The 19,484-nt window shown below is 57.8% G+C and carries 19 protein-coding genes; 10 read left to right on the top strand and 9 right to left on the bottom strand.

The annotated features are described in order from the left end of the window. Positions 1-72: 72 nt before the first annotated feature. The gene (locus ACLBKS_RS02710; protein WP_410191248.1) at positions 73-522 is read right to left on the bottom strand and encodes a hypothetical protein; all 450 of its coding nucleotides are present in this window, start codon (positions 520-522) and stop codon (positions 73-75) included. A gap of 342 nt (positions 523-864) precedes the next feature. Between ACLBKS_RS02710 and ACLBKS_RS02705 the strand changes: the two genes are divergently transcribed. From ACLBKS_RS02705 to ACLBKS_RS02690, 4 genes are all read left to right on the top strand, one after another. Then, positions 865-1,044, top strand: coding sequence for a hypothetical protein (locus ACLBKS_RS02705; protein ID WP_410191247.1), 180 nt, complete (start codon positions 865-867; stop codon positions 1,042-1,044). 451 nt (positions 1,045-1,495) lie between these two features. After that, entirely contained in the window at positions 1,496-2,221 is a 726-nt protein-coding gene (locus ACLBKS_RS02700; RefSeq protein WP_410191246.1) for a TnsA endonuclease N-terminal domain-containing protein, read from the top strand. After that, positions 2,212-4,470 carry a transposase gene (locus ACLBKS_RS02695; protein ID WP_410191245.1) on the top strand — a complete coding sequence of 753 codons (2,259 nt, stop codon included), beginning with the start codon at positions 2,212-2,214 and terminating at the stop codon, positions 4,468-4,470. Before ACLBKS_RS02700 ends, ACLBKS_RS02695 begins: the two co-directional genes overlap by 10 nt. Before the next feature lie 115 nt (positions 4,471-4,585). Continuing rightward, entirely contained in the window at positions 4,586-5,731 is a 1,146-nt protein-coding gene (locus ACLBKS_RS02690) for an AAA family ATPase (RefSeq protein ID WP_410191244.1), read from the top strand. Here the strand turns inward: ACLBKS_RS02690 and ACLBKS_RS02685 are convergent. The 4 genes from ACLBKS_RS02685 to ACLBKS_RS02670 form a co-directional block, all read right to left on the bottom strand. Further along, positions 5,655-6,644, bottom strand: a complete 990-nt coding sequence (locus ACLBKS_RS02685; protein ID WP_410191243.1) for a TniQ family protein — start codon at positions 6,642-6,644, stop codon at positions 5,655-5,657. The genes ACLBKS_RS02690 and ACLBKS_RS02685 overlap by 77 nt on opposite strands. A gap of 8 nt (positions 6,645-6,652) precedes the next feature. After that, a complete protein-coding gene (locus ACLBKS_RS02680; RefSeq protein ID WP_410191242.1) occupies positions 6,653-7,009 on the bottom strand; it encodes a helix-turn-helix domain-containing protein in 357 nt (118 codons plus the stop codon). A gap of 57 nt (positions 7,010-7,066) precedes the next feature. Beyond that, positions 7,067-7,747 (bottom strand): TnsD family Tn7-like transposition protein, encoded by a 681-nt coding sequence (locus ACLBKS_RS02675; RefSeq protein WP_410191441.1) that lies wholly within the window; start codon positions 7,745-7,747, stop codon positions 7,067-7,069. Between the two features lie 96 nt (positions 7,748-7,843). Next, on the bottom strand, positions 7,844-8,824 hold the full coding sequence (locus ACLBKS_RS02670) for a TnsD family Tn7-like transposition protein (RefSeq protein ID WP_410191241.1): 981 nt from the start codon (positions 8,822-8,824) through the stop codon (positions 7,844-7,846). A 288-nt stretch (positions 8,825-9,112) separates the two neighbouring features. Here ACLBKS_RS02670 and ACLBKS_RS02665 point away from each other — a divergent pair, with 288 nt between their 5' ends. The 3 genes from ACLBKS_RS02665 (at position 9,113) to ACLBKS_RS02655 (ending at position 11,047) form a co-directional block, all read left to right on the top strand. Then, positions 9,113-10,042, top strand: coding sequence for a protein kinase domain-containing protein (locus ACLBKS_RS02665; protein ID WP_410191240.1), 930 nt, complete (start codon positions 9,113-9,115; stop codon positions 10,040-10,042). 238 nt (positions 10,043-10,280) lie between these two features. Further along, positions 10,281-10,709 carry a helix-turn-helix domain-containing protein gene (locus tag ACLBKS_RS02660; protein ID WP_410191239.1) on the top strand — a complete coding sequence of 143 codons (429 nt, stop codon included), beginning with the start codon at positions 10,281-10,283 and terminating at the stop codon, positions 10,707-10,709. Between the two features lie 212 nt (positions 10,710-10,921). Beyond that, positions 10,922-11,047: a hypothetical protein gene (locus tag ACLBKS_RS02655; protein ID WP_410191238.1), complete on the top strand. Its 126-nt coding sequence runs from the start codon at positions 10,922-10,924 to the stop codon at positions 11,045-11,047. 51 nt (positions 11,048-11,098) lie between these two features. On the opposite strand, the gene ACLBKS_RS02650 is transcribed toward ACLBKS_RS02655, so the two are convergent. Beyond that, on the bottom strand, positions 11,099-11,956 hold the full coding sequence (locus tag ACLBKS_RS02650) for a ComEC/Rec2 family competence protein (protein WP_410191237.1): 858 nt from the start codon (positions 11,954-11,956) through the stop codon (positions 11,099-11,101). After that, positions 11,956-12,624, bottom strand: coding sequence for a hypothetical protein (locus tag ACLBKS_RS02645; protein WP_410191236.1), 669 nt, complete (start codon positions 12,622-12,624; stop codon positions 11,956-11,958). Before ACLBKS_RS02645 ends, ACLBKS_RS02650 begins: the two co-directional genes overlap by 1 nt. 352 nt (positions 12,625-12,976) lie before the next feature. On the opposite strand from ACLBKS_RS02645, the gene ACLBKS_RS02640 reads away from it, so the two are divergent. From ACLBKS_RS02640 to ACLBKS_RS02630, 3 genes are all read left to right on the top strand, one after another. After that, on the top strand, positions 12,977-13,600 hold the full coding sequence (locus ACLBKS_RS02640) for a LysE/ArgO family amino acid transporter (RefSeq protein WP_410191235.1): 624 nt from the start codon (positions 12,977-12,979) through the stop codon (positions 13,598-13,600). A gap of 670 nt (positions 13,601-14,270) precedes the next feature. Next, a complete protein-coding gene (locus tag ACLBKS_RS02635) occupies positions 14,271-14,876 on the top strand; it encodes a TRAP transporter small permease subunit (protein ID WP_410191234.1) in 606 nt (201 codons plus the stop codon). 21 nt (positions 14,877-14,897) lie between these two features. Next, positions 14,898-16,652: a TRAP transporter large permease subunit gene (locus tag ACLBKS_RS02630; RefSeq protein ID WP_410191233.1), complete on the top strand. Its 1,755-nt coding sequence runs from the start codon at positions 14,898-14,900 to the stop codon at positions 16,650-16,652. Between the two features lie 280 nt (positions 16,653-16,932). Here the strand turns inward: ACLBKS_RS02630 and ACLBKS_RS02625 are convergent, their stop codons facing one another. Then, the gene (locus ACLBKS_RS02625) at positions 16,933-18,018 is read right to left on the bottom strand and encodes a TRAP transporter substrate-binding protein (RefSeq protein ID WP_410191232.1); all 1,086 of its coding nucleotides are present in this window, start codon (positions 18,016-18,018) and stop codon (positions 16,933-16,935) included. Between the two features lie 257 nt (positions 18,019-18,275). Beyond that, positions 18,276-19,361: a TRAP transporter substrate-binding protein gene (locus ACLBKS_RS02620; protein ID WP_410191231.1), complete on the bottom strand. Its 1,086-nt coding sequence runs from the start codon at positions 19,359-19,361 to the stop codon at positions 18,276-18,278. Positions 19,362-19,484 lie beyond the last annotated feature (123 nt).

The following is a 19,484-nucleotide window of genomic DNA, read 5'->3' as shown; positions in this document are numbered from 1 at the left end:
GACATCAGAACTTGATCCTTCGAATTCTCCACGTCATGTGCGATAGCCATCAAAGTTCACCGCCTCCAAAAACTAGTGCAATTTGGTGCCGTAAATGCCATCAAGAACTTGCGGTGCACGCATGCGCAGCAGACGTAGGAAAGGTTCTGTGATCTCCACGGCTTTGCCTTGGATTCCCTCCAGCCAGACGCCAAAGACATAAGCGGCGTCACCATCATGCCTGTTGGGACCGTAGACATGGTAGACCCTGCCCGAGCTCGTCGTAAACGTGAAAGCGCTGAAGTCAACGCACTTGATCGCTGAGCAAACCCTGCCTTCATCGGTACGAGTATTGCGCCCGATCATGTGCCGAGTGCGTCTGCCATCAGGCCAGGCAACTCGGAAAAGTCGCCAGTTCATAAGGACCGTCGCTGGTTCCTGGCTGACCGGTGGGATCCCATGCACGCCGCCGCGAGTCAAATAGAGAACTAAGGCATGAAGTTCATCATCACGGCTGCGCTGTGAATCCTTCTCGTTGCTCATGCGAAACCTCCATATTCAAGGTGGATGGAGCGTGACGATTGCGCCTTGGGGACCTGACTGAGGGGTGAGGCCAGATGTACACCATGAGTCAGCAAGTAGAGCGCGACCGCCCTGACGTATGCCTCGTCCTTGGTGGATTGCTGACCATTCTTCTCGTCCATACGAACCTCCGATTTCAAGGTCGGCTTCTGGATTGGGCAGGTTATGTGCATCTCCTGCCGATCACGCTAACGCGTCACCTCCAAGGTAGAGCATTTTTGAGTCGGTGAGACCAGAGATTTCGTCGTGAACTCAAAAATCGTGCTGTACCGCTAATAGTTGCCCTTGCTTCATCGCTTGTGATTGGATGAAATCAAGCGCGACGCCGAAGACGTCGAATGGGTTCTGCTTTGCCGCGCCGAATGTGATTGCGTGAAGGCGGCCGTCATTGACACGGAAGGCGCATTTATTCGGGCGATTCCGTCTTCAGTCAGCACGGTCAAATCAATCCAACAACTTGCTTCGCCTGGAGCCAGCGTCTGAGCGGCATTGAAGAGTGTCGTTAGAGCCGCTTCAACAGACCAAGCCACATTTCGCGATGGAGAGAAAGGAACCAGCATGAAACCGTAGCCGCAAAAAGAAACGACGTGAGGTCTTGCAGGACCGCACGTCGCTTCGCTGGGGGGAACCCAGACTTTTTGGTTGACGCCTGTAAGTCTACGGACCTGAATCGGGTCCGTCAATCCCCCTTTTCGTCAATTTTTTGATCGATCGCGTCGACCGCGGGCGAGGGAATCGCGCGCGCTGACGCAGGGGGAAAACGATGCGTACGGAGAAGAGATTCACTCCCAAGCTCTTGGAGCGCTACGAGCGAGAGGGTCGGGGAACGGGGACTTTTGAGGACTATGTGCCGTGGCACCGAGTTGGCCGGGGGGATCCATCCAGCCTGGGGCGCTCTCACCTCACGATTTGGCGTAACCGCCAACGCGAGTTCTTGTCCGACATCGAGCGAGACGGGGCGCACTTCTCCATGATGCTGCCCAACATCCTGGACCTGCGGGAGCAATTCAAGCTTTCCCTCCACGCCGGTCCCAATGAGCTGGCCGATTACGACTTGAGATTTGCCGGGCAGCATCTGCCGGGCACGCTTGAGATCGCAGCCCAGCTGAAGTTCAAGCATCCGCAGGTGCATGGGGATGGAAGGACATCCTCTTGGGTAATGACCACGGACCAGCTGCTGCTGCTCCAGGCGCCGGATGCTCGACACGAACTGTTGGCCCTGTCGTTCAAGCCAAGTCAGCTGAAGCTGACTGACCGCAATCTGGAGTTGCTCGCCATTGAGCGTGAGTATTGGGCAGTGCGCTCGGTCAACTGGCTGTTGATCACCACGGATCTCTACGAAAAGTCAGTAGCCCTGACACTGCGTAGGACCGCACCTTGGGCGCTCGGGAAAGCGGTTGAAACGTCGGCGATTTCAGTCGCAGTCGATATTGTCGAGAGCACCCTGGGGCACAGCTATACCTACACGCTCAATGCGTTGGCTGATCAACTAGGCGACGTTGAAACTGCCCAACGTAATTTCTGGCAGGCCGTCTGGGCTGGAGCTATCCCTCTCGACTTGCGTCGCGGTTGGAGGCCGCATCTCCCCATTGGACTACTCAGCCAAGAGCAATTCACTGCACTCAATCCTGTTGCCTCGAGGAGGTCAGCATGGAACTGATTCACAACCAAGTTTTCCGGCTCTTGGACGACAGCCGAAAGGGCGGGTACCGGGCTGGACTTTACCGCGTCATTTTCGATGAGCCAGCGCTGCAGAAAGTCGTGTGCGTCTGCATCCAGCCTGCTGACTCAGACCAAATCAATCGAGGTGGACGAACAAAGCTGGAGACACCAAAGAATCTCCGCAAGAAGCCGCTGGCCAAGCTCATCGGAGAACTTCTCTGGATGGACCGGGATGATCTGTTTCGTTGGAAGAAAGAAGGCTCGCTGAAGCTGATTGATATTGATCGGGAGGCGCTTTACTACTCAGCTATCAAGTCTGCCAAGGACCAAGAAATCTACGAGCACAGGCGCTCGGTGATGGCAAGCATTCTCGACTTTCATAAGCTTCACGAAGGAATACTGGTCCATGGAAGTATGGGAGGGCTTGTTCGCGAAGCAGTCGAAAAAACGGGGGTCAGCCGCTCCTTTGTCTACAAGCAATGGTCAACACTTTGCCGTCTAGGCATCAATGAAATCAGCCTGTATCCCCGTCACGACCGCTGCGGCGCTCCCGGGGTGTCTCGACCATGCGAACCCAATGGCCGCAAGAAGGCAGGAAGAAAAACGCTGCTTCAGAGGATGGAGAGTCTTTACGGGCCGATGCCAGATCCAGAACAGCCCGGCATGAGTTCTGAATGGCAAGCGGCGATCATTGCAGCGGACAAGCGCATCAAGACGCCCGTTAAGCCCAACATGCGGCAACGCTACGACTTGATCCTGAAAAGTGACTTCGTGCGGCGGTACAGGCAGAACGGGGACCAACTTGAGCCTGTGCTGCCTAGCAGAGGTCAGTACCCGAATTTTCGGCAAGTCCGACGTGTCCTGGAGCGCGAAATCCCCAAGCTCCAGCGTATTCTTGAGAAGACCACGATGGGTCATTTCAAGCGGACACTGCGAGGTCTAACTGCGAGGAATTGGCAGGATGTTGAGGGACCCGGCCACACCTGGGCCATCGATTCGACCATAGCTGATGTCTACCTGCGCTCATCTATCAACCGCTCGTGGATCGTCGGCCGCCCCATTGTCTACATCGTCGTGGATGTCTGGTCCACCGCGATCGTCGGGTTCTATGTTTGCTTGGCAGGGCCTAGTTGGAACACGGCCAAGATAAGCATCTTCAACAGTGCATCTGACCCGGCACTAATTGGGGATCTGTGGGGATACCAGCCGGTCTTGAGTTTGAATCCGTATCCAACACTGTGCTATCTGCTGTTGTGTGACCGCGGTGAGTACCTGTCGAGGGGCGCAAGCCAAACAGCAATCAAGCTTTTACTCGACATGGACTACACACCTCCCTATCGTCCCGATTTGAAGGGGTTGGTCGAAGTTCTTCACCGCATCTCAAAGGACGAGCAGTTTCAATTTCTCCCAGGAGCCATCAATGCGCGGCGGGCCGAGTTCGACCTCCGCAAATCGCACCCTGAGCAAAGTGCGTTGACAGTGCGTGGATACGTTCAGTACCTGCACGAGATTTTCGCGAGCTACAACCTCACCGCCGACAGGTCAAACCGGCTTGACGCTCATATGGTTGCCGCGGGCGTTTTCCCCAGTCCTGCAGGCCTCTGGCGCTGGGGTCATGAAATGGGGATTGGGTTCCGTCGAGTGATGTCGCAGGCTGATCTGATTGCTACTCTGCTTGTTTCAGACAGCGCCCGGGTTGGTCGTAGTTCAGTGATCTATGGAGGAAACGACTACAGCTGTGACATTGCTGGCGCTGATCTCTGGACAACCGTTGCACGCAGCCACGGTGGTTGGAACATTCCAGTTTTCAGGTATCCGGGCTCGGTAAGTCGAATCTGGACACCACGTACAGGAGATGACGGCCTATTGGAGTTACGTATCTCCGACCAGGCCAATACCTCCCCAGAGACAACCTATGAGGAGTTGCTCGATGTCATCTCGATGAAAACTCTCCAACGTCCTGAGATCGAACACGCTCGGACTGAGTTGCGACTGAAGAGCTTGCTCAAAGTCGACGAACTCATCAACCGAGAAAAGCGCCTGACTGCCGAGGCCGACGCCGCCACGTCGGGAACTGCCCCGACCATATCAGAGGCTCGGCTCATGGAAGTCGCCTCGTCGAATCCTAGAGGGGCATCTGAAAGTAAAACGAAGGAGGTTCTTCGTGACGACGCGATGGAGGAGTACGAGCGCATGATGAATGACATCCTCCGATCGGCGGACGACGGGGATGCCACACATGGCTAGATCCGCGCCACTGGACCCCTACGATGGAAACATCCTGATCCAAGGCCTGGGGCCAATCCGTTCACGCGAGCAGGTGGCGACATGCTTGACTGAGCTCCCAAGGGTTCCTCCGGACATGAACGGTGTTCCACCCCATGTTGCTCTCCATCTGCTGATGGATCTGCGCGATTTCCACATTCCGAGCTTGGAGGAGTGCCGACTTCATCAGACCATTGATCTGATGATACGGCCTCACTACCGATACCTCAATCCGGTCGAGGCCGGTACATGGGCCTTCGTCGGTGGGGAATCTCCGCCCCGGAAAAGATCTGGCGCTCCCTCCTTTGGCGCAGCAGTGGTCGGACACTCAGGTACAGGGAAAACCGAGGCCATCACGCGGTGCTTAAGCTCCTACCCTCAGATCGTTCGTCACCAGGCGTTCCCACGCCTGGTCGGAGAACATATCCAAGTGATTTGGTTGTCCGCGGAAGTTCCGGCCAGTGGTCGAACCACTGACCTTGCTGCGGCGCTGATGCGGTCCTTTGACTCGGCGACCGGTTTCGGCAGATTTACAAGGTCACTGGAAAAAGAACGCCGCGATGGGATGAAGATGCTCGACGAATGGACCCAGGTGGCCAGCTCGCATTTCCTTGGAATCCTGCACCTCGATGAGGTTCAGAATTTCTTCAAGCTGTCCACGCTAGAGAAACGTCGTAAGCGCAAAGGTGTAAATGATCTAAAGGAGCTGAGCATCGTGGAGGATCAGTGCCTGAAGGGGATCCTGAACATGATGAACATGGGACGGTTTTCCGTGCTGCTATCCGGCACGCCAGATGGCATCTCAGCGCTCATGCGCAGGCTCAGCAACACAGAACGCATCGCAATGTCCGGCTATCACTTGTTGCGTCCATTTGAGAGTGCTAAGGACCCAGACTTCCGGGGTATTTTCTTGCGGCAGCTGGGTCGCTACCAGTACGTCAAGAACAAGCTCCCGATCGATGACGCCTTGGCAGAGCTTATCATTGAGCGCACCGGGGGGATTCAGCGCCTGATCATCGCGTTGTGGATCGCTGCGCATCGTGTGGCGCTGGAGCGGAATTCTGGCGATTTGCGGCTGACCGACTTCTCGAAGGCGGCAGACACCTTTCTGGCACCTGTTGCGCCGGCTATCTTGGCGCTCCGAAGTGGAGATCCAAAGCGTATCGCTAGGTATGAAGATTTGCTGCCTGGCTACGGTGCATTTTGGTCACAGTTCTGGGGAGCGGTTTCGCAGTCGTTGTGAGAGTGCTTGTCCACTCATGCATCGCCGTTTCGGTGTCTTCGTACAGCGCACTTCCCAGCAATAAAAAGGGCCAAACTGCTGGGCATTGGTCCGAATTTTCTAACACGTTTAACCAACTGAATATCGGATCTCGGCCATGTCTAGAGAAGTCGCAGCTGATGTGTTCAAGCCAAATCGATGGGAATGTCGATTGAACGATGGCGCAAGTAACTTGGGTTCCTCTTTTTCGGTATACGCGGCACTCGGCGTTGCCTTGTATTGGCAGAAGATTGGCCCGACGTAAAAGAATAGCTGCGATTGATCTGGATGGGAGAGAAGAAGTTCTGTCCATTAGCTCATCTGCCATACTCAAATATCTAAGGATGGCGGCGTGACCGAGTGAGGCATTAACCACCTGATCGGAGATTTTTTCCGCTCGCTCTATCCAACGAGAAGGAGAATCAACGAGAGCTGATGACGGCGCTCGCATCAATGCTGCACCATGTTTTTCGCAAAACACCCGACCTGGGACTTGCAACGATCGTCGCCAGTAGCCCATTCCGTGAAAAGCAATGTCAGCCACCGCGCATTCAGCACAAAAGTACGCATGAGGCCCGATCAGCCGCATAGCTGAGTTATAGAGAACCGCCCGGCGTCGCAGACTGACATGTGAATCGTTCGAACAAAAAATCATCATCGCGCGTCTGAGCGGCATCGTGGTGTGCCTCTGCACGAAATGCTCAGTGCTCATCCTCGCCATCAGACTCAGGGCTTCGGCCGTAGAACGACGATATCTTCCATTCTGTGCCAGGCCGAATTCTCTGTAGAGATGGTCTTGCATGTCGCGTTCAATCTTTACCCCGTTCAGCCGCATGACACGCCCCAGGTATCCACGATCAAGCTCGTCTGGCAGCGGAGCGGGGCAGACAAGCATGCTCGGTCCTAGTTCTGGGTGGAGCCGGGCCGCCCTGGACGACTGCCCAGAGCGGCGAGCGACCTGATCACGGCGGCCAATGCCTTGGAATGTGCAGCTGACCCATCCCAAGTCAGTGCAAGCGCATCAATCAGCTCGTCGTTCTTGCGAACGGCTTCGGCGCTTACCCCGCCGCTGATGCATTCCACGTAGAGACAGACCTCCTCCGCCAACCGGCTGTTGCGGGAAATCTCGCCAGCAAGGATGCGGCTGATCTGCGACTGACTGGCGCCGAGATCCTCAGCGATCTTGGCCTGGGTGATACCCGTCTCCTTGCAGATGGTGCGAGCGCGTTCCAGGCGTGCGATGGTGTCCGGCATGAACATGTATAAAGCATAAAATAATGCATATACGCATGTCAATGCCTGGCGCAGGCTGTGCGATCAGGAGGGAAACAGTTCGCCGTTCGTCCCTTCATCCTTGGGTTTGCGCTGCAAGGCCAGGTCGATCGCCCGGCGCATCAAGGGCAGGCGGTCCAATGCGTAGAGCTTGGGCCTGAGATCGGGCACGGCCTGGCAGATTTGCCACAACTTCGGCTTCTTGGGGCCCAGCGTCGCAGTGAGTTCCAGGACGGCCTTCTCAACTGCCTCACAAAATTCGCGGTCTCGCTCATCCCATCTCACCTTGCTAGCCACAATTAGCGGCTTCACGCGTTCAGGTTTATGGGCTTGCAGCCAATCCCGGTCATGTGCGTAGAGCCAGCTATATGCGGAAGGGTATAGATTGCGCAGATATTTGGTGGCCAGCGTGGGATGGGTCGTTCTGGCGTCCAACCAGACTTGCCGCATCCTGGCTTGAGCCGCGGCATGACGTATGGCCCACCACTGTTCATGCAGGCCTAGCTCGCTGTACAGCAGCGCCTCGATCGATTGGCGCGAAACGCCAGCGCGCGTCGCGACGTCGGTTTTGTCCGCACCGCCTTTCAGTTCGTCAATGGCTCGCAGCCGAAGCGGCTCAATAAAGGTCTTCGGCTTTCGGTTGATTTTGATGCCGGCCGCTTTTGCCCAATAGATCGCGGTGGAGACATCAAGGCCGACTGGCATCGCTGCCTTGTTGACTGACAGATCATGCGTACGCAGTATCGAGAGTAACTGCTCCTTCTTCGCAGGATTGTTGGGTCTGTCTTTGCCGGGTTCGACCCTCTCGCTGGCAGAGGGGCCTCACCCCAGTCCGCTCTGATTCATCACCAGCCGTTGCGCAAGCGGCGTAGCGCTACCGTACAGCCAGTCACAGACGACGATGTGTCTGAGCGGGTGCATTCTGTTGAGGCGTGGTCGCAGGACGTTGCTCAGCTGGGATTCTGCTTCCTGCCAATCCTTGGGAAGCGCTTGCAGTCCAGGAATGGCCCGCAGTGGCCGGATGTGCTCCAGAAAACTCGCCGCCAGTTTCGGCATTCGCAGATTGCCAGTAGCCGTAACCCAGTCTCGCTGGACCACTTCAACCATGTAGTGTTCATGCAACCGGGATACCAGGTCCTTATGCGCCGAACATTGGGCGTGCAAGTCCCGAGCGGTCTGTGTCAAGGACCGGGCGGCGTCGAAGACTTCTTGAGAGTGGCTGGTCTGAGGGGACATCTCGTCCCAGTTCATTTCCGACGGAAGGCACCATAGGTACGGGTGGACGCCGTTGACCTTCATGTCCGCCGCCTGCAGCAGTTGTGCATGTTTCAGGCACACGCAGGCGCCTGGGTACTGATGCTCCAGATGCCAGTACGACCACCCAAACGCCTCACGGTCCTCTTCCATGCACAGGCGGCAAGCCTTCAGGGGATGATGGGCACGAAACCCGTTCTGCTGTAAACCAAGGCCCGACTTGAGGAGAGCCACGCTGCGCCCCGACATCTGGTGCGCCAAACGCCGGGCTTCGGTATTGCTTATGAATGCGCCGTAAAAGGCCATCAGAGTGTGTTCAAGGGCGATTTGCTGGGCATCCCCATACAGCCCATCTGTGCGGGAAGCGAACTCACCAAGGTAAGTCGGAAAGTCGTGTTGGGCTCCGCCTAATGGGTGTCCGAAGAACTGCTCAGAGGTGAACTTCGGTGCAGGGTTTCCACGGAAATAATCATGCCGACTTACCAGGCTGAATAGGGTCTCGCCTGGGAGCCAGGGCAGCAAGGGTGGCCGCGGGAAAAGGTCGTCCATTTCGAGCCGAAAGGGTAGACCTTGTCGGGGGGGATTTCCAGTGCATGAGACAGACGGCTATCTATCCGTTGAGGCCTACTATCCACTGAGGAATGAGATATTGCTGCTGAGGTTGCGTTTCGTCAGCTGACGGTCAAAGTGGGGCGGATATCGGCCAGGAGCAGTCTATCGCTCCGAGGTCCGGATAGCGGACGCTGATCTCCGATTCTGGCGATCGACGAGCTATGCCGAGTCGGCTAGACTCACAGCCACTGTTATTTCATTCGTTATGGCTTACGAGGAGAGGACTTGAGCGACTTCTTTCAACTCGCTGTCGGCCAGAGTATCAAGTCCGAAAGTGGCGTTTGGTACAAGAACGTCCAAGTGCTCGGTCACGGTGGTAACGCCTCCACATTCTTGGCACTTGCCACGTCCGGAACGCACAAAGGTGTGCTCTTTGCGATCAAAGTCTTCAGGAAGCTGTCAAGCAAGACTAGAAGAGATGCTTTCCTTCAGGAGATCGACTATCTGCAGGCAGCCAATCATCCGAGCATCATGAAGGTCTACGACGCGGGGATCTTTACACGCTACTCTGCTCATGGCGATCTTGAATATCCATTTGTTGCGGCCGAGTACCTGCCCAAGACGCTCGCCGATGTTCTGAAGGCCGGCAGTTCAACGATGCCGGAGCGAATCTCATATGCGCTACAGCTGCTTTCGGCTTTGTCCTATCTCGCAGGAAGAAACCCTGCCGTTGTTCACCGCGACATCAAGCCACAGAACATTTTCGTCAAGGGTGGCTCATGCGTCCTCGGGGACTTTGGCCTGATGAAACTAACGGATGCGGCCGATGATGAGGACCGCGAGATACTCAAAGAGAGTGAACTCCCCGGTATGCCGTTCTACTATCGAACGCCAGACCTGATTGCGTATGCGCGAAAGGAGCATGGAATCACGCCCAAGAGCGACGTGTTCCAGCTTGGTCTTGTACTCGCCGAGTTGTTTACTGGACGTAACCCGGCGAAGCGTCCCGCTGACATTCTTGACGACCTTGAGCTGGAGCCACTGGCGCATGTACCCGGCGCTTTGGGGAATGGGGTGGCAGTTCTGCTCAAACGTATGTTGGTGCTTGACCCAGATGTTCGAGAGACTGCGGCGCAACTTACCGACGGATGGCACGGAGTCATGAGCGACGCCATCGACAGGTCGCATGCCCTCGAAGGGCGAGTCTTCTTATAGTCGTAGCACACTGCATCGCTTGCGCGGCGAGGTCTAACAGTTGGGGCAAGCGTGGATTGCCAATGGCATCCGTTAATTTCAAATGTTGGACGTCCGCTATCTCGGTAAGCGAACTTCTGCAACGGGTCGAAAGTGTCTACACAACCCGGTCCGATTAATTTCAATACTAGGGTGGCCGATTTGAGTTCATTCACCCATGTATATGTATATTTTCTGAACACCAGCCAACAGGATCGACATGGCAGATATTACAAGCCTTCTGAAATCAGAAATAACACGTCTTGCTCGAAAAGAGATTCGTTCAGAAGTCGAAAGCCTGAAGAAGGCTGTGGCCCATTACCGTAGTGACATAGCTAAACTAAAGCGAGAACTGGCTGCACAAGAAAAGAAGATTGTCCGCCTTGGCAAGAGCAAGCCATCTCCCGTCCTTGATTCATCGGATGAAAGCCCGAAGTTGCGATTTCGTGCAGCTGGATTCGCGACCCTGCGCAAAAAGCTAGGTCTGTCAGCTGTGGATATGGGAAAAATTCTCGACGTTTCACTTCAAACCGTCTACCACTGGGAGAAGGGGATATCTAAGCCAAGGGCAAGCCAACTACAGCGCATCGCCGAGGTCAGAAAAATGGGGAAACGAGGCGCAGCGGCGAAATTGGCTGAGGTCGAATAGGCCACCCTTGGCGAGTAAAAACCCGGACTTGCCCTTCTGTGTAGGAGGGCGGCTTAGCAGCGAGAGCAGACAATCGCGCCGGTCAATCGCCCTCCCGAAAACTGTCATAGGGGAGCATGCTCGGCCTGTGGCTTCGTCGCGGAAAGATGCCGCAACCAACTGCGTGACAGGCCGGCAGCTTGTTCAAATTCGGCTCCACGGCCAAGTACGTCATGGTTGGCCACTCCAACGCTGCCGCTGCCGAGAAGCTCATCAAGGCCGCGTTCCTTTGCGGTGGCAACTTCGACCTCGACCTGGACCGCCTCCAGCTCATCGTCCCGGACTACCTGGAAGCCTGAGCCGGACCAAGGGCGCGTCTACCAGGGGGCGCTTCGGTGGGTCATTTCACCTTAGCTAACAAGGCAGTACCCGTTCTGAAACGAGAATATCAGTTCGCCATCGCTGCGGGTGGTCAGCACGCGCCGAAGACCCTGGTCGCGGCGGAAACCCGTGATGCCCTGTGCCTTACTGCCGTAGTAGTTGGTCGTCTCCTGCGTCGCGTGCTGCTTATAGTCGTCCGAAATGACCACCAGCTTAGGGCGCCACCCCCAGGTGTCGAACATCTCTTCGCAGATGCCGTTCTCCCTGCCGTGATGCGATGCGACCAGCACGTTCACCTCGCATACGATGGCTCTGAACCGCGCGTTGGTTTTGAGCAGGTTGCGGAAGCCACGCTTCTCCATATCGCCCGGAAACATGAACTTGAAGCCGTAGACGTCAAGGACGACGACTAGGCTCAGGTTGTTCTCATCGTCGAAGAAGGGGTAGGGGTTCCAAAACCACTCTATGCTGACACCGTTGGGCAGAGGGAATTGGTTGCCAGCAACATCCAGCTGCGGGAAGTGCGTCAGGACTCGTACGAGCGCGTCAATGCCTCGGCCCATGCCGTCCTCACTCTTTAGGTGCGCGATAGTCGCGGGAGTCACCGCAGGATTCCGCATAATTCTGTGGACATTGATGCCCTGCTCAATCAAGTTCCTGAAGCCGGAAACGTGGTCTTCGTCGTAGTTGGTGACGACCAGCAACTGCAACTCCGTGACGCCAAGCTGTCTCAGATGAGGCCCGGGATACCACTGCGTCGATGCGTTGTGGCCGCAGTCGATGAGGATGCGGTGGCAGTTGCCCGCCGGTGGCATCGTCAAAAGCGCGCACGCGCCATGCTCTACGTTGAAGATTTGAAGCGCGCCATCATGAAGTGCTAGCACCATTAGGTCTCCTTGCTGTGAGCAAAGGACGTGAACACCTCCACCGCGTAGTGCCTGTAGTACTTCAGGTAGCGGAACGTCATGCCGACGCCGACGGCGGTGGCGGCCAACGACCAATACAACCGCTCGTCAGGTCCGTTGCCCCAGCGGTACGACCAATAGAGTAGCCCAGCGTCCACGAAGGCGACCAGAGCAGTATTTCGGCAAAAACCGTAGAGGTTTAGAAAGTTGTCGAGGCGGCTCATAACGGCAGGCGTTGCACGAGCATTGGCAAACGCTGCCCAGAACAAGCCCTCACCGGGGCTCGTAATGCCGGTTGTCTTGCCCTTATCGAGCGCTGCTTTCCGTGTCTGGTCAGGGAGAGCCGAGAAGTAACCGGGCATTAGCGCCCGCACCCACGTCCATGCTCTCGGTTGGCCGAACAGCACGTTCCGCGGGTAGCCGAGCAGCTTGCCTACAAGGAGGCGCTCAAACACCAAGGAAGACAGGCTTGCGACGAGCTGGCCCACTGCATACGCGGCCGACACGGCTACCGCACCTTGCACGACCGTCCAACTGTCGCGAGCGAGCAGTCCTGTGCCGGCCACTAGGTCAGCGATGAACAGGAATAGGAATCCTGCCGAGAGGTACGCCCAAAAGTCGTAGCTGGTGAATGGAATCCTGTTTTCCATAGCTCCCTCCGTTGTTTATTCATTTTCGCCGATGCATTGGCAAGGGCGTGCGCAGCTCCAAAGCAGCGGCTTCAACCGCCGCGGCCACAGGACCTGCGCCGCATTCGGTTGCAACAAAGCCGTCGTTGACCAGCGTCCGACTTCAGCCTCAAGCCGACTGCACAGTAGGGAACACAACGGGAATGAAGCGGTTGCTGCCCGTCAGTCAACGCTGCGGGGGGACTGCTCACGGAGAAGCGGACATCGGGTCTTGTGATTTAGACGAGATATAGCCTGGTTCCAGAGTCGCAGATAGAATCGGCGCCACCCAAGAATCCGCCGGTTCAGCTTGAGAGGTTGTCGGTTCTCCGACATGTTCGACCTCTCCGCTGCCCTGCAAGGCTTTTTGCTTGCACTTGGCCTTTTCATTTGTCCCGGACCCAAGGATGTCTTCGTTTTTCGCGAAGCTCTTTTGGGACGCTCTCGGACGATGCTCGTCACCATCAGCAGCGGCAGCGACCTTGTCCTGATTGCGGTTGGCGTTCTCGGCGTCTCAGCTGCAATTGATGCGTACCCCGCTCTTCATGTGCTATTGCAGACCGCCGGGGTCGCGTTGCTTCTCGGTCACGCCGTGCACGCGGCGCGCGCTGCAGCCGGAAGGCCTGTCGGCGCACTTACTTCTGCGACCAAGGTCTGCAACAAGAGTTGGGTGCACCGTCTCTTGGTGATGTCTCTTGGCAATCCTGCGTCATGGCTCGACACGGTGGTAATTCTTGGATCAATGGGGGCAGCGCTGCCCGCTGCGGCCAGTGTGGCGTTCTCCGTCGGTGCCGTTCTCGCTTCCATCGTGTGGTTCACCGCATGGGTCTCACTCGCCAGAGGTGCCAGTGCCTTATTGACTTCATCAAGGAGCTGGCGGATGGTGGATGCGATAACGGCGCTAGCTATGCTCGGCATGGCGCTCTGGCTGGCCTCAGACCTCCTTGCTCAGCACTAAGCCTGTGGCACGCCGCAACCGCTTCGTCCTTAAACTCATCGCAGCGCCTGTGGTGAGCAAGCTAAAGACATCTTCTGGATTCGCTATTGCTGGCTATCCGTACGAATCGAGCTTGCCAAGCCGAATAGATGTGACGCCCGTCTGAAAAAGACCCGATTCCAGTTGCCTGAGCATCCCGACCCTTGGGCAGCTACCATGACTGAAGGTCCGCTCGCAGCCTGGAGCTGCCATCGCTTTGGCGAAGAGTCTGGTGGTAGCGATCGCGGCCAGACTTGGTCACCCAGTTTTCCCCGGTTACTGCCCGAAACGGGCAATTCACCCGAAAACCTCCCATTGAGCCGTCGACCAGCAGGCGTCATAAACGCCCGCTAAGCCGCGCCAATGCTAGTGGGCTGTTTTCGACTTATGCAAAAACCCCGCACCTCCCTGCCAGGCCGCATAAAACCTAGGCCCTTGTTTTCGACTTTATTAACCTGTTTTCGACTTTAATTGTCAGGAACACAGGCTCTGACACGCCACCAAGGGCCATTCCCAGCCACGTAACCACCCCGTAAAAACCCGAACAATGTGTCTCGTAGAATCCGACGTTTGCCCGCAGCTCGTTTGACTTTTCACAAAAAAGCGAAGCACGGCCTGCGGTTTTCAGTGACCCCTCACAGTGGGATAACCCATGCAGAAACTCCTGAAGTTCTCCAGGCTCATGGACAGCCTGAGCAGCAAGTTGGGCGGCGTGATCATCTGGTTGATCCTGGCCTCCACGCTGATCAGCGCGGTCAATGCGATCGTCCGTAAAACTTTCGACACCAGCTCCAACGCCTTCCTCGAAATTCAGTGGTACCTGTTCTCGGCCTCCTTTCTTTTGGCCGCTGGCTACACCTTGCTGAACAACGAGCATGTGCGCATCGACGTGGTGTCCAGCCGCTTATCCAGCCGAGCGCGCGCATGGATTGACGTCTTCGGTTTCGCCGTGTTTCTCACCCCCGTGTGCTTGGCCGTTCTGTATTTCAGCCTGCCCTTCTTCATGCAAGCCTTCCGATCCGGTGAGGTATCGGGCAATGCAGGTGGCCTGATCCGCTGGCCCGTTTATCTGATGCTGCCCTTGGGCTTCACTCTGTTGCTGCTGCAAGGCTGGTCGGAGCTGATCAAGCGCGTCGCTTTCCTGCGAGGCCTGATCGACGATCCGATGGTCAAGAAGGGCGAGAAGTCCGCCGAAGAAGCGCTGGCCGAAGCCATCCGCGAGCGCGAGGCCGCCGCCGCCGCCGCGCTCAAGAACTAAAGCGACGGAGCCACATTCATCATGGAATTCTTTGCAAACAACCTGGCCCCCATCATGTTCGCGGGGCTGGTCGCCTTCCTGCTGGTCGGCTTTCCGCTGGCCTTCAGCCTGGGCGCCTGCGGCCTGTTCTTTGGCTTCATCGGTATCGAACTGGGCGTGCTGCCCGAGGCTTTGCTGCAAGCCCTGCCGCTGCGCATCTTCGGCATCATGCAGAACGACACGCTGCTGGCCATTCCGTTCTTCACGCTGATGGGCCTGATCCTGGAACGCTCGGGCATGGCGGAAGACCTGCTGGACACCATTGGACAGGTCTTCGGCCCGGTGCGTGGCGGCTTGGCTTTCGCAGTGATCTTCGTCGGCGCCTTGCTGGCGGCCACCACCGGTGTGGTGGCGGCTTCCGTCATCTCGATGGGCCTGATCTCCCTGCCCATCATGCTGCGCTACGGTTATGACCGCCGCATCGCCTCGGGCACCATCGTGGCCTCGGGCACGCTGGCGCAGATCATCCCGCCGTCGCTGGTGCTCATCGTGCTGGCCGACCAGCTGGGCCGCAGCGTGGGCGACATGTACAAAGGTGCCTTCATTCCCGGCTTCATGCTGATGGGTTTCTACGTGTTGCTGGTGGTCCTACTGGCGCTTTTCAAGCCCAAGATGGTGCCTGCCCTGCCCCCTGAGGCGCGCGTGTTCCGTCAGCCCAACGGCAAGAGCGGCTATACCTCGCTGGCGGTGCTCGCCCTGCTGTGCACCACCGTGGCCCTCGTGTTCGCCGAGAACTACGCCGCCGTCCACAGCTGGTGGAAGGGTGAAGTGGTCGAGCGCGTGGCGCTGGACGAAACCATCGTCGTCTCGCTCTGCGCCGGAGTGGCTCTGGCTTTCGTGCTGGCCTTGATCAACAAAACGACCAAGCTGGGCCTGCTGTCCTTGCTGGCCGAGCGCGTCACCTTCGTGCTGGTGCCACCGCTGCTGCTGATCTTCCTGGTGCTGGGCACCATCTTTCTGGGCGTGGCCACGCCGACGGAAGGTGGCGCGATGGGTGCTGTGGGCGCCCTCATTCTGGCGCTGGTGCGCCGTCGCCTGTCGCTCACCCTGCTGAAACAGGCGCTGAACTCCACGACCAAGCTGTCCTGCTTCGTGCTCTTCATCCTGGTTGGCGCCACGATGTTCAGCCTGACCTTCCAGGGCGTGGACGGCCATCGCTGGGTGGAACACCTGCTGTCCGATCTGCCAGGCGGCCCCGTGGGCTTCCTGATCGTGGTCAACATCATGGTCTTCCTGCTGGCCTTCTTCCTCGACTACTTCGAGCTGGCCTTTATCGTGGTGCCGCTGCTGGCGCCCGTGGCCGATAAGCTGGGCATTGACCTCGTGTGGTTCGGCGTGCTGCTGGCAGTGAACATGCAGACCAGCTTCATGCACCCGCCCTTCGGCTTTGCGCTGTTCTACCTGCGCAGCGTCGCGCCCGACAAGGAATACACCGACAAGGTCACGAAGAAGCGGATCGCGCCGGTCACGACAGGCCAGATCATCATGGGGGCCCTGCCCTTCGTGTTCATCCAACTACTGATGGTGGGCCTGATCATCGCCTTCCCGGGCATCGTCGCGCGCGACAAGCCGCCGGTGCTGGACCTGGAGCACGTGGAGATCAACATCCCGAGCGCCGACTTTGGCAGCACGGGCGGCAGCGACCCGCTGAATCCGGATGCGAGCGCTGGTTCTGACCCTCAGTTCGAAACCCCGAACTTCAACGACGACGCGCCGCTGGAAATCCCCAAGGAATGATCCGGGTTCGGAACGCCCGCCCACTCACGTGGGCGTGGCGATAGCCTCTCCAAAAAGGACGCCGCAGGGCGTCCTTTTTTGTGTCCGACTCCCTCCCGAGTCTGCACCTGTTGAACAACTGTTTTGGGATGTGATGGGGCAGGAAGGTTCGGCTCACACCCATGCAACCGCCGTCCTCGCCATCGGATAGCAAAGTCACTGAAATAAAAAAGCGCCCCGCCGGGATGCCGGCGAGGCGCTTTGACTGACCGAGATCATGGGCCCCGGAAGGCCCAGACCATCAGAAGCCCTTGATGCTCTGCATGAAGCCGTCGAAACGCGCTTCGTTCACACGGAACCAGAACAGCTGATCACGCTGGAACTTGCGGTAGTCGTCGTAAATCTTCTTCCACTGCGGATTCTTGGTGTCCAACTCTGCGTAGACCTCCATCGCCGCCTTGTACGAGGCTTGCAGGACCGTCGTCGGGAACGGCAGCACCTTCACGCCCGACGCGGCGATCTGCTTGAGCGCCGTCGGGTTGAAGGCGTCGTACTTGGCTTGCATGTCCACATGGGCGTAGGTCGAAGCGGCGTCGATCATCGCCTTGAACTCGGCCGGCAGCGCCTCATAGGCCTTGTTGTTGACGAAGAAGTCCACTTCCGGACCACCTTCCCACCAGCCGGGGTAGTGGTAGAAGGGCGCCACCTTACCCAAGCCGAGCTTTTGGTCATCGTAAGGACCCACCCACTCGGCGGCGTCGATCGTGCCCTTTTCCAAGGCTTGGTAGATTTCACCGCCCGGGATGTTCTGCGGCACGCCACCCATGCGCTCGATCACGCGGCCAGCGAAGCCACCCACGCGGAACTTCAGGCCCTTGATGTCGGCCGGGCTCTTGATTTCCTTGCGGTACCAACCGCCCATCTGAGCACCCGTGTTGCCACCCGCAAAGCTGATCAGGTTGTAGCCGGCATAGAACTCGTTCATGAGCTTGCGGCCATTGCCGTGGTACATCCAGGCCGTCATCTGGCGGCTGTTCATGCCGAAGGGAATGGCGGCGCCGATGGCGAAAGCTTCGTTCTTGCCGAAGAAGTAATAAGGCACGGTGTGGCACATCTCCACGGTGCCATTGCCCACGCCGTCCACGACCCCAAAGGCAGGCATCAGTTCACCCGCTGCGTGCACCGAGATCTCGAAGCGCCCACCGGACAATTCCTTGACCTTGCGGGCGAACACTTCAGCGCCGCCGTAGATGGTGTCCAGTGCCTTCGGGAAGCTGGAAGCCAAACGCCAGCGGATGGCGGGCGTCTGCGCCTGCACGGCCGGGGCCACGCCCGCTGCCAGCACGCCAGCGATACCGGCGTTTTTAATGAGGGAACGACGATCCATGCATGTCTCCTTGGAAGCAAAACCAAAAAAAGGATAACCCGGGAAGGTTGCGGGATTCTATCGGCGCAGGGTGCGCACAACACCCGCCTTGTGCTAACTCAGCATTGGGGCTTACCCGTGCCGCTTCTCTCTGCTCGCACCAAAACAGGACTTGCGGATCTCTGACCCAGGGTCAGCCAACAAAAACGCCCCGCTGGGCTGGGCCTGCGAGGCGTTTTTGAGTTGAACGACGCATCACGCCGCTCTGGGTGGCTTCGTTAGAAGCCCTTGATGCTCTGCATGAAGCCGTCGAAACGCGCTTCGTTCACACGGAACCAGAACAACTGATCACGCTGGAACTTGCGGTAGTCGTCGTAAATCTTCTTCCACTGCGGGTTCTTCTTGTCCAGCTCCGCGTAGACCTCCATCGCCGCCTTGTACGAGGCTTGCAGCACCGTCGTCGGGAATGGCAATACCTTCACGCCCGACGCAGCGATCTGCTTGAGCGCCGTCGGGTTGAAGGCGTCGTACTTGGCTTGCATATCCACGTGGGCGTAGCCCGAGGCGGCGTCGATCATCGCCTTGTACTCGGCCGGCAGCGCCTCATAGGCCTTGTTGTTGACGTAGAAGCTCACCTCCAGGCCACCTTCCCACCAGCCGGGGTAGTGGTAGAAGGGCGCCACCTTGCCCAAGCCGAGCTTTTGGTCGTCGTAGGGACCAATCCACTCGGCGGCATCGATCGTGCCCTTTTCCAAGGCTTGGTAGATTTCACCGCCCGGGATGTTCTGCGGCACGCCGCCCATGCGCTCAATCACGCGACCAGCGAAGCCACCCACGCGGAACTTCAGGCCCTTGATGTCGGCTGGACTCTTGATTTCCTTGCGGTACCAGCCGCCCATCTGAGCCCCCGTGTTGCCGCCTTGGAAGCTGACGATGTTGTAGGCAGCGTAGAACTCGTTGACGAGCTTACGACCATTGCCATGGTTCATCCAGGCCGTCATCTGGCGGCTGTTCATGCCGAAGGGAATGGCGCCGCCGATGGCGAAGGCTTCGTTCTTTCCAAAAAAGTAATACGGGGCGGTGTGCGCGATTTCCGTGGTTCCGCTCTGCACGCCGTCCACGACGCCCAGCGCAGGCATCAATTCACCCGCAGCGTGCACCGAGATTTCGAATCGGCCACCGGACATCTCCTTGATCTTTCGGGCGAACACTTCGGCGCCACCGTAGATGGTGTCCAGTGCCTTCGGAAAGCTGGAAGCCAAACGCCACCGGATGGCAGGCGTCTGCGCCTGCACCGCCGGAGCCACGCCCGCCGCCAGCACGCCGGCCAGGCCAGTATTTTTAATAAGAGAACGACGATCCATTCAAACAATCTCCAACGAGATGACACAAAGGGCGCGGATTTTATAAGTGCCCCGCGGTGTCGCGCGCGCCCGATGGGTCGTACCACCTGGGCGCCAAGGGACATGCACGCACGCTTTGACCAG

The sequence above is a fragment of the Hylemonella sp. W303a genome, from assembly GCF_046452315.1.
Classification (GTDB): domain Bacteria; phylum Pseudomonadota; class Gammaproteobacteria; order Burkholderiales; family Burkholderiaceae_C; genus Hylemonella.
Note: the sequence above shows the minus strand (reverse complement) of the source record. Positions and strands in the feature narration are given on the sequence as shown.

Coding starts and splice junctions, on each gene's coding strand:
- ACLBKS_RS02710 (WP_410191248.1), bottom strand. CDS start 522: ATGAGCAACGAGAAGGATTCACAGCGCAGCCGTGATGATGAACTTCAT.
- ACLBKS_RS02695 (WP_410191245.1), top strand. CDS start 2,212: ATGGAACTGATTCACAACCAAGTTTTCCGGCTCTTGGACGACAGCCGA.
- ACLBKS_RS02690 (WP_410191244.1), top strand. CDS start 4,586: ATGAACGGTGTTCCACCCCATGTTGCTCTCCATCTGCTGATGGATCTG.
- ACLBKS_RS02685 (WP_410191243.1), bottom strand. CDS start 6,644: ATGCTTGTCTGCCCCGCTCCGCTGCCAGACGAGCTTGATCGTGGATAC.
- ACLBKS_RS02680 (WP_410191242.1), bottom strand. CDS start 7,009: ATGTTCATGCCGGACACCATCGCACGCCTGGAACGCGCTCGCACCATC.
- ACLBKS_RS02670 (WP_410191241.1), bottom strand. CDS start 8,824: ATGGACGACCTTTTCCCGCGGCCACCCTTGCTGCCCTGGCTCCCAGGC.
- ACLBKS_RS02660 (WP_410191239.1), top strand. CDS start 10,281: ATGGCAGATATTACAAGCCTTCTGAAATCAGAAATAACACGTCTTGCT.
- ACLBKS_RS02655 (WP_410191238.1), top strand. CDS start 10,922: ATGGTTGGCCACTCCAACGCTGCCGCTGCCGAGAAGCTCATCAAGGCC.
- ACLBKS_RS02650 (WP_410191237.1), bottom strand. CDS start 11,956: ATGGTGCTAGCACTTCATGATGGCGCGCTTCAAATCTTCAACGTAGAG.
- ACLBKS_RS02645 (WP_410191236.1), bottom strand. CDS start 12,624: ATGGAAAACAGGATTCCATTCACCAGCTACGACTTTTGGGCGTACCTC.
- ACLBKS_RS02640 (WP_410191235.1), top strand. CDS start 12,977: ATGTTCGACCTCTCCGCTGCCCTGCAAGGCTTTTTGCTTGCACTTGGC.
- ACLBKS_RS02635 (WP_410191234.1), top strand. CDS start 14,271: ATGCAGAAACTCCTGAAGTTCTCCAGGCTCATGGACAGCCTGAGCAGC.
- ACLBKS_RS02630 (WP_410191233.1), top strand. CDS start 14,898: ATGGAATTCTTTGCAAACAACCTGGCCCCCATCATGTTCGCGGGGCTG.
- ACLBKS_RS02625 (WP_410191232.1), bottom strand. CDS start 18,018: ATGGATCGTCGTTCCCTCATTAAAAACGCCGGTATCGCTGGCGTGCTG.
- ACLBKS_RS02620 (WP_410191231.1), bottom strand. CDS start 19,361: ATGGATCGTCGTTCTCTTATTAAAAATACTGGCCTGGCCGGCGTGCTG.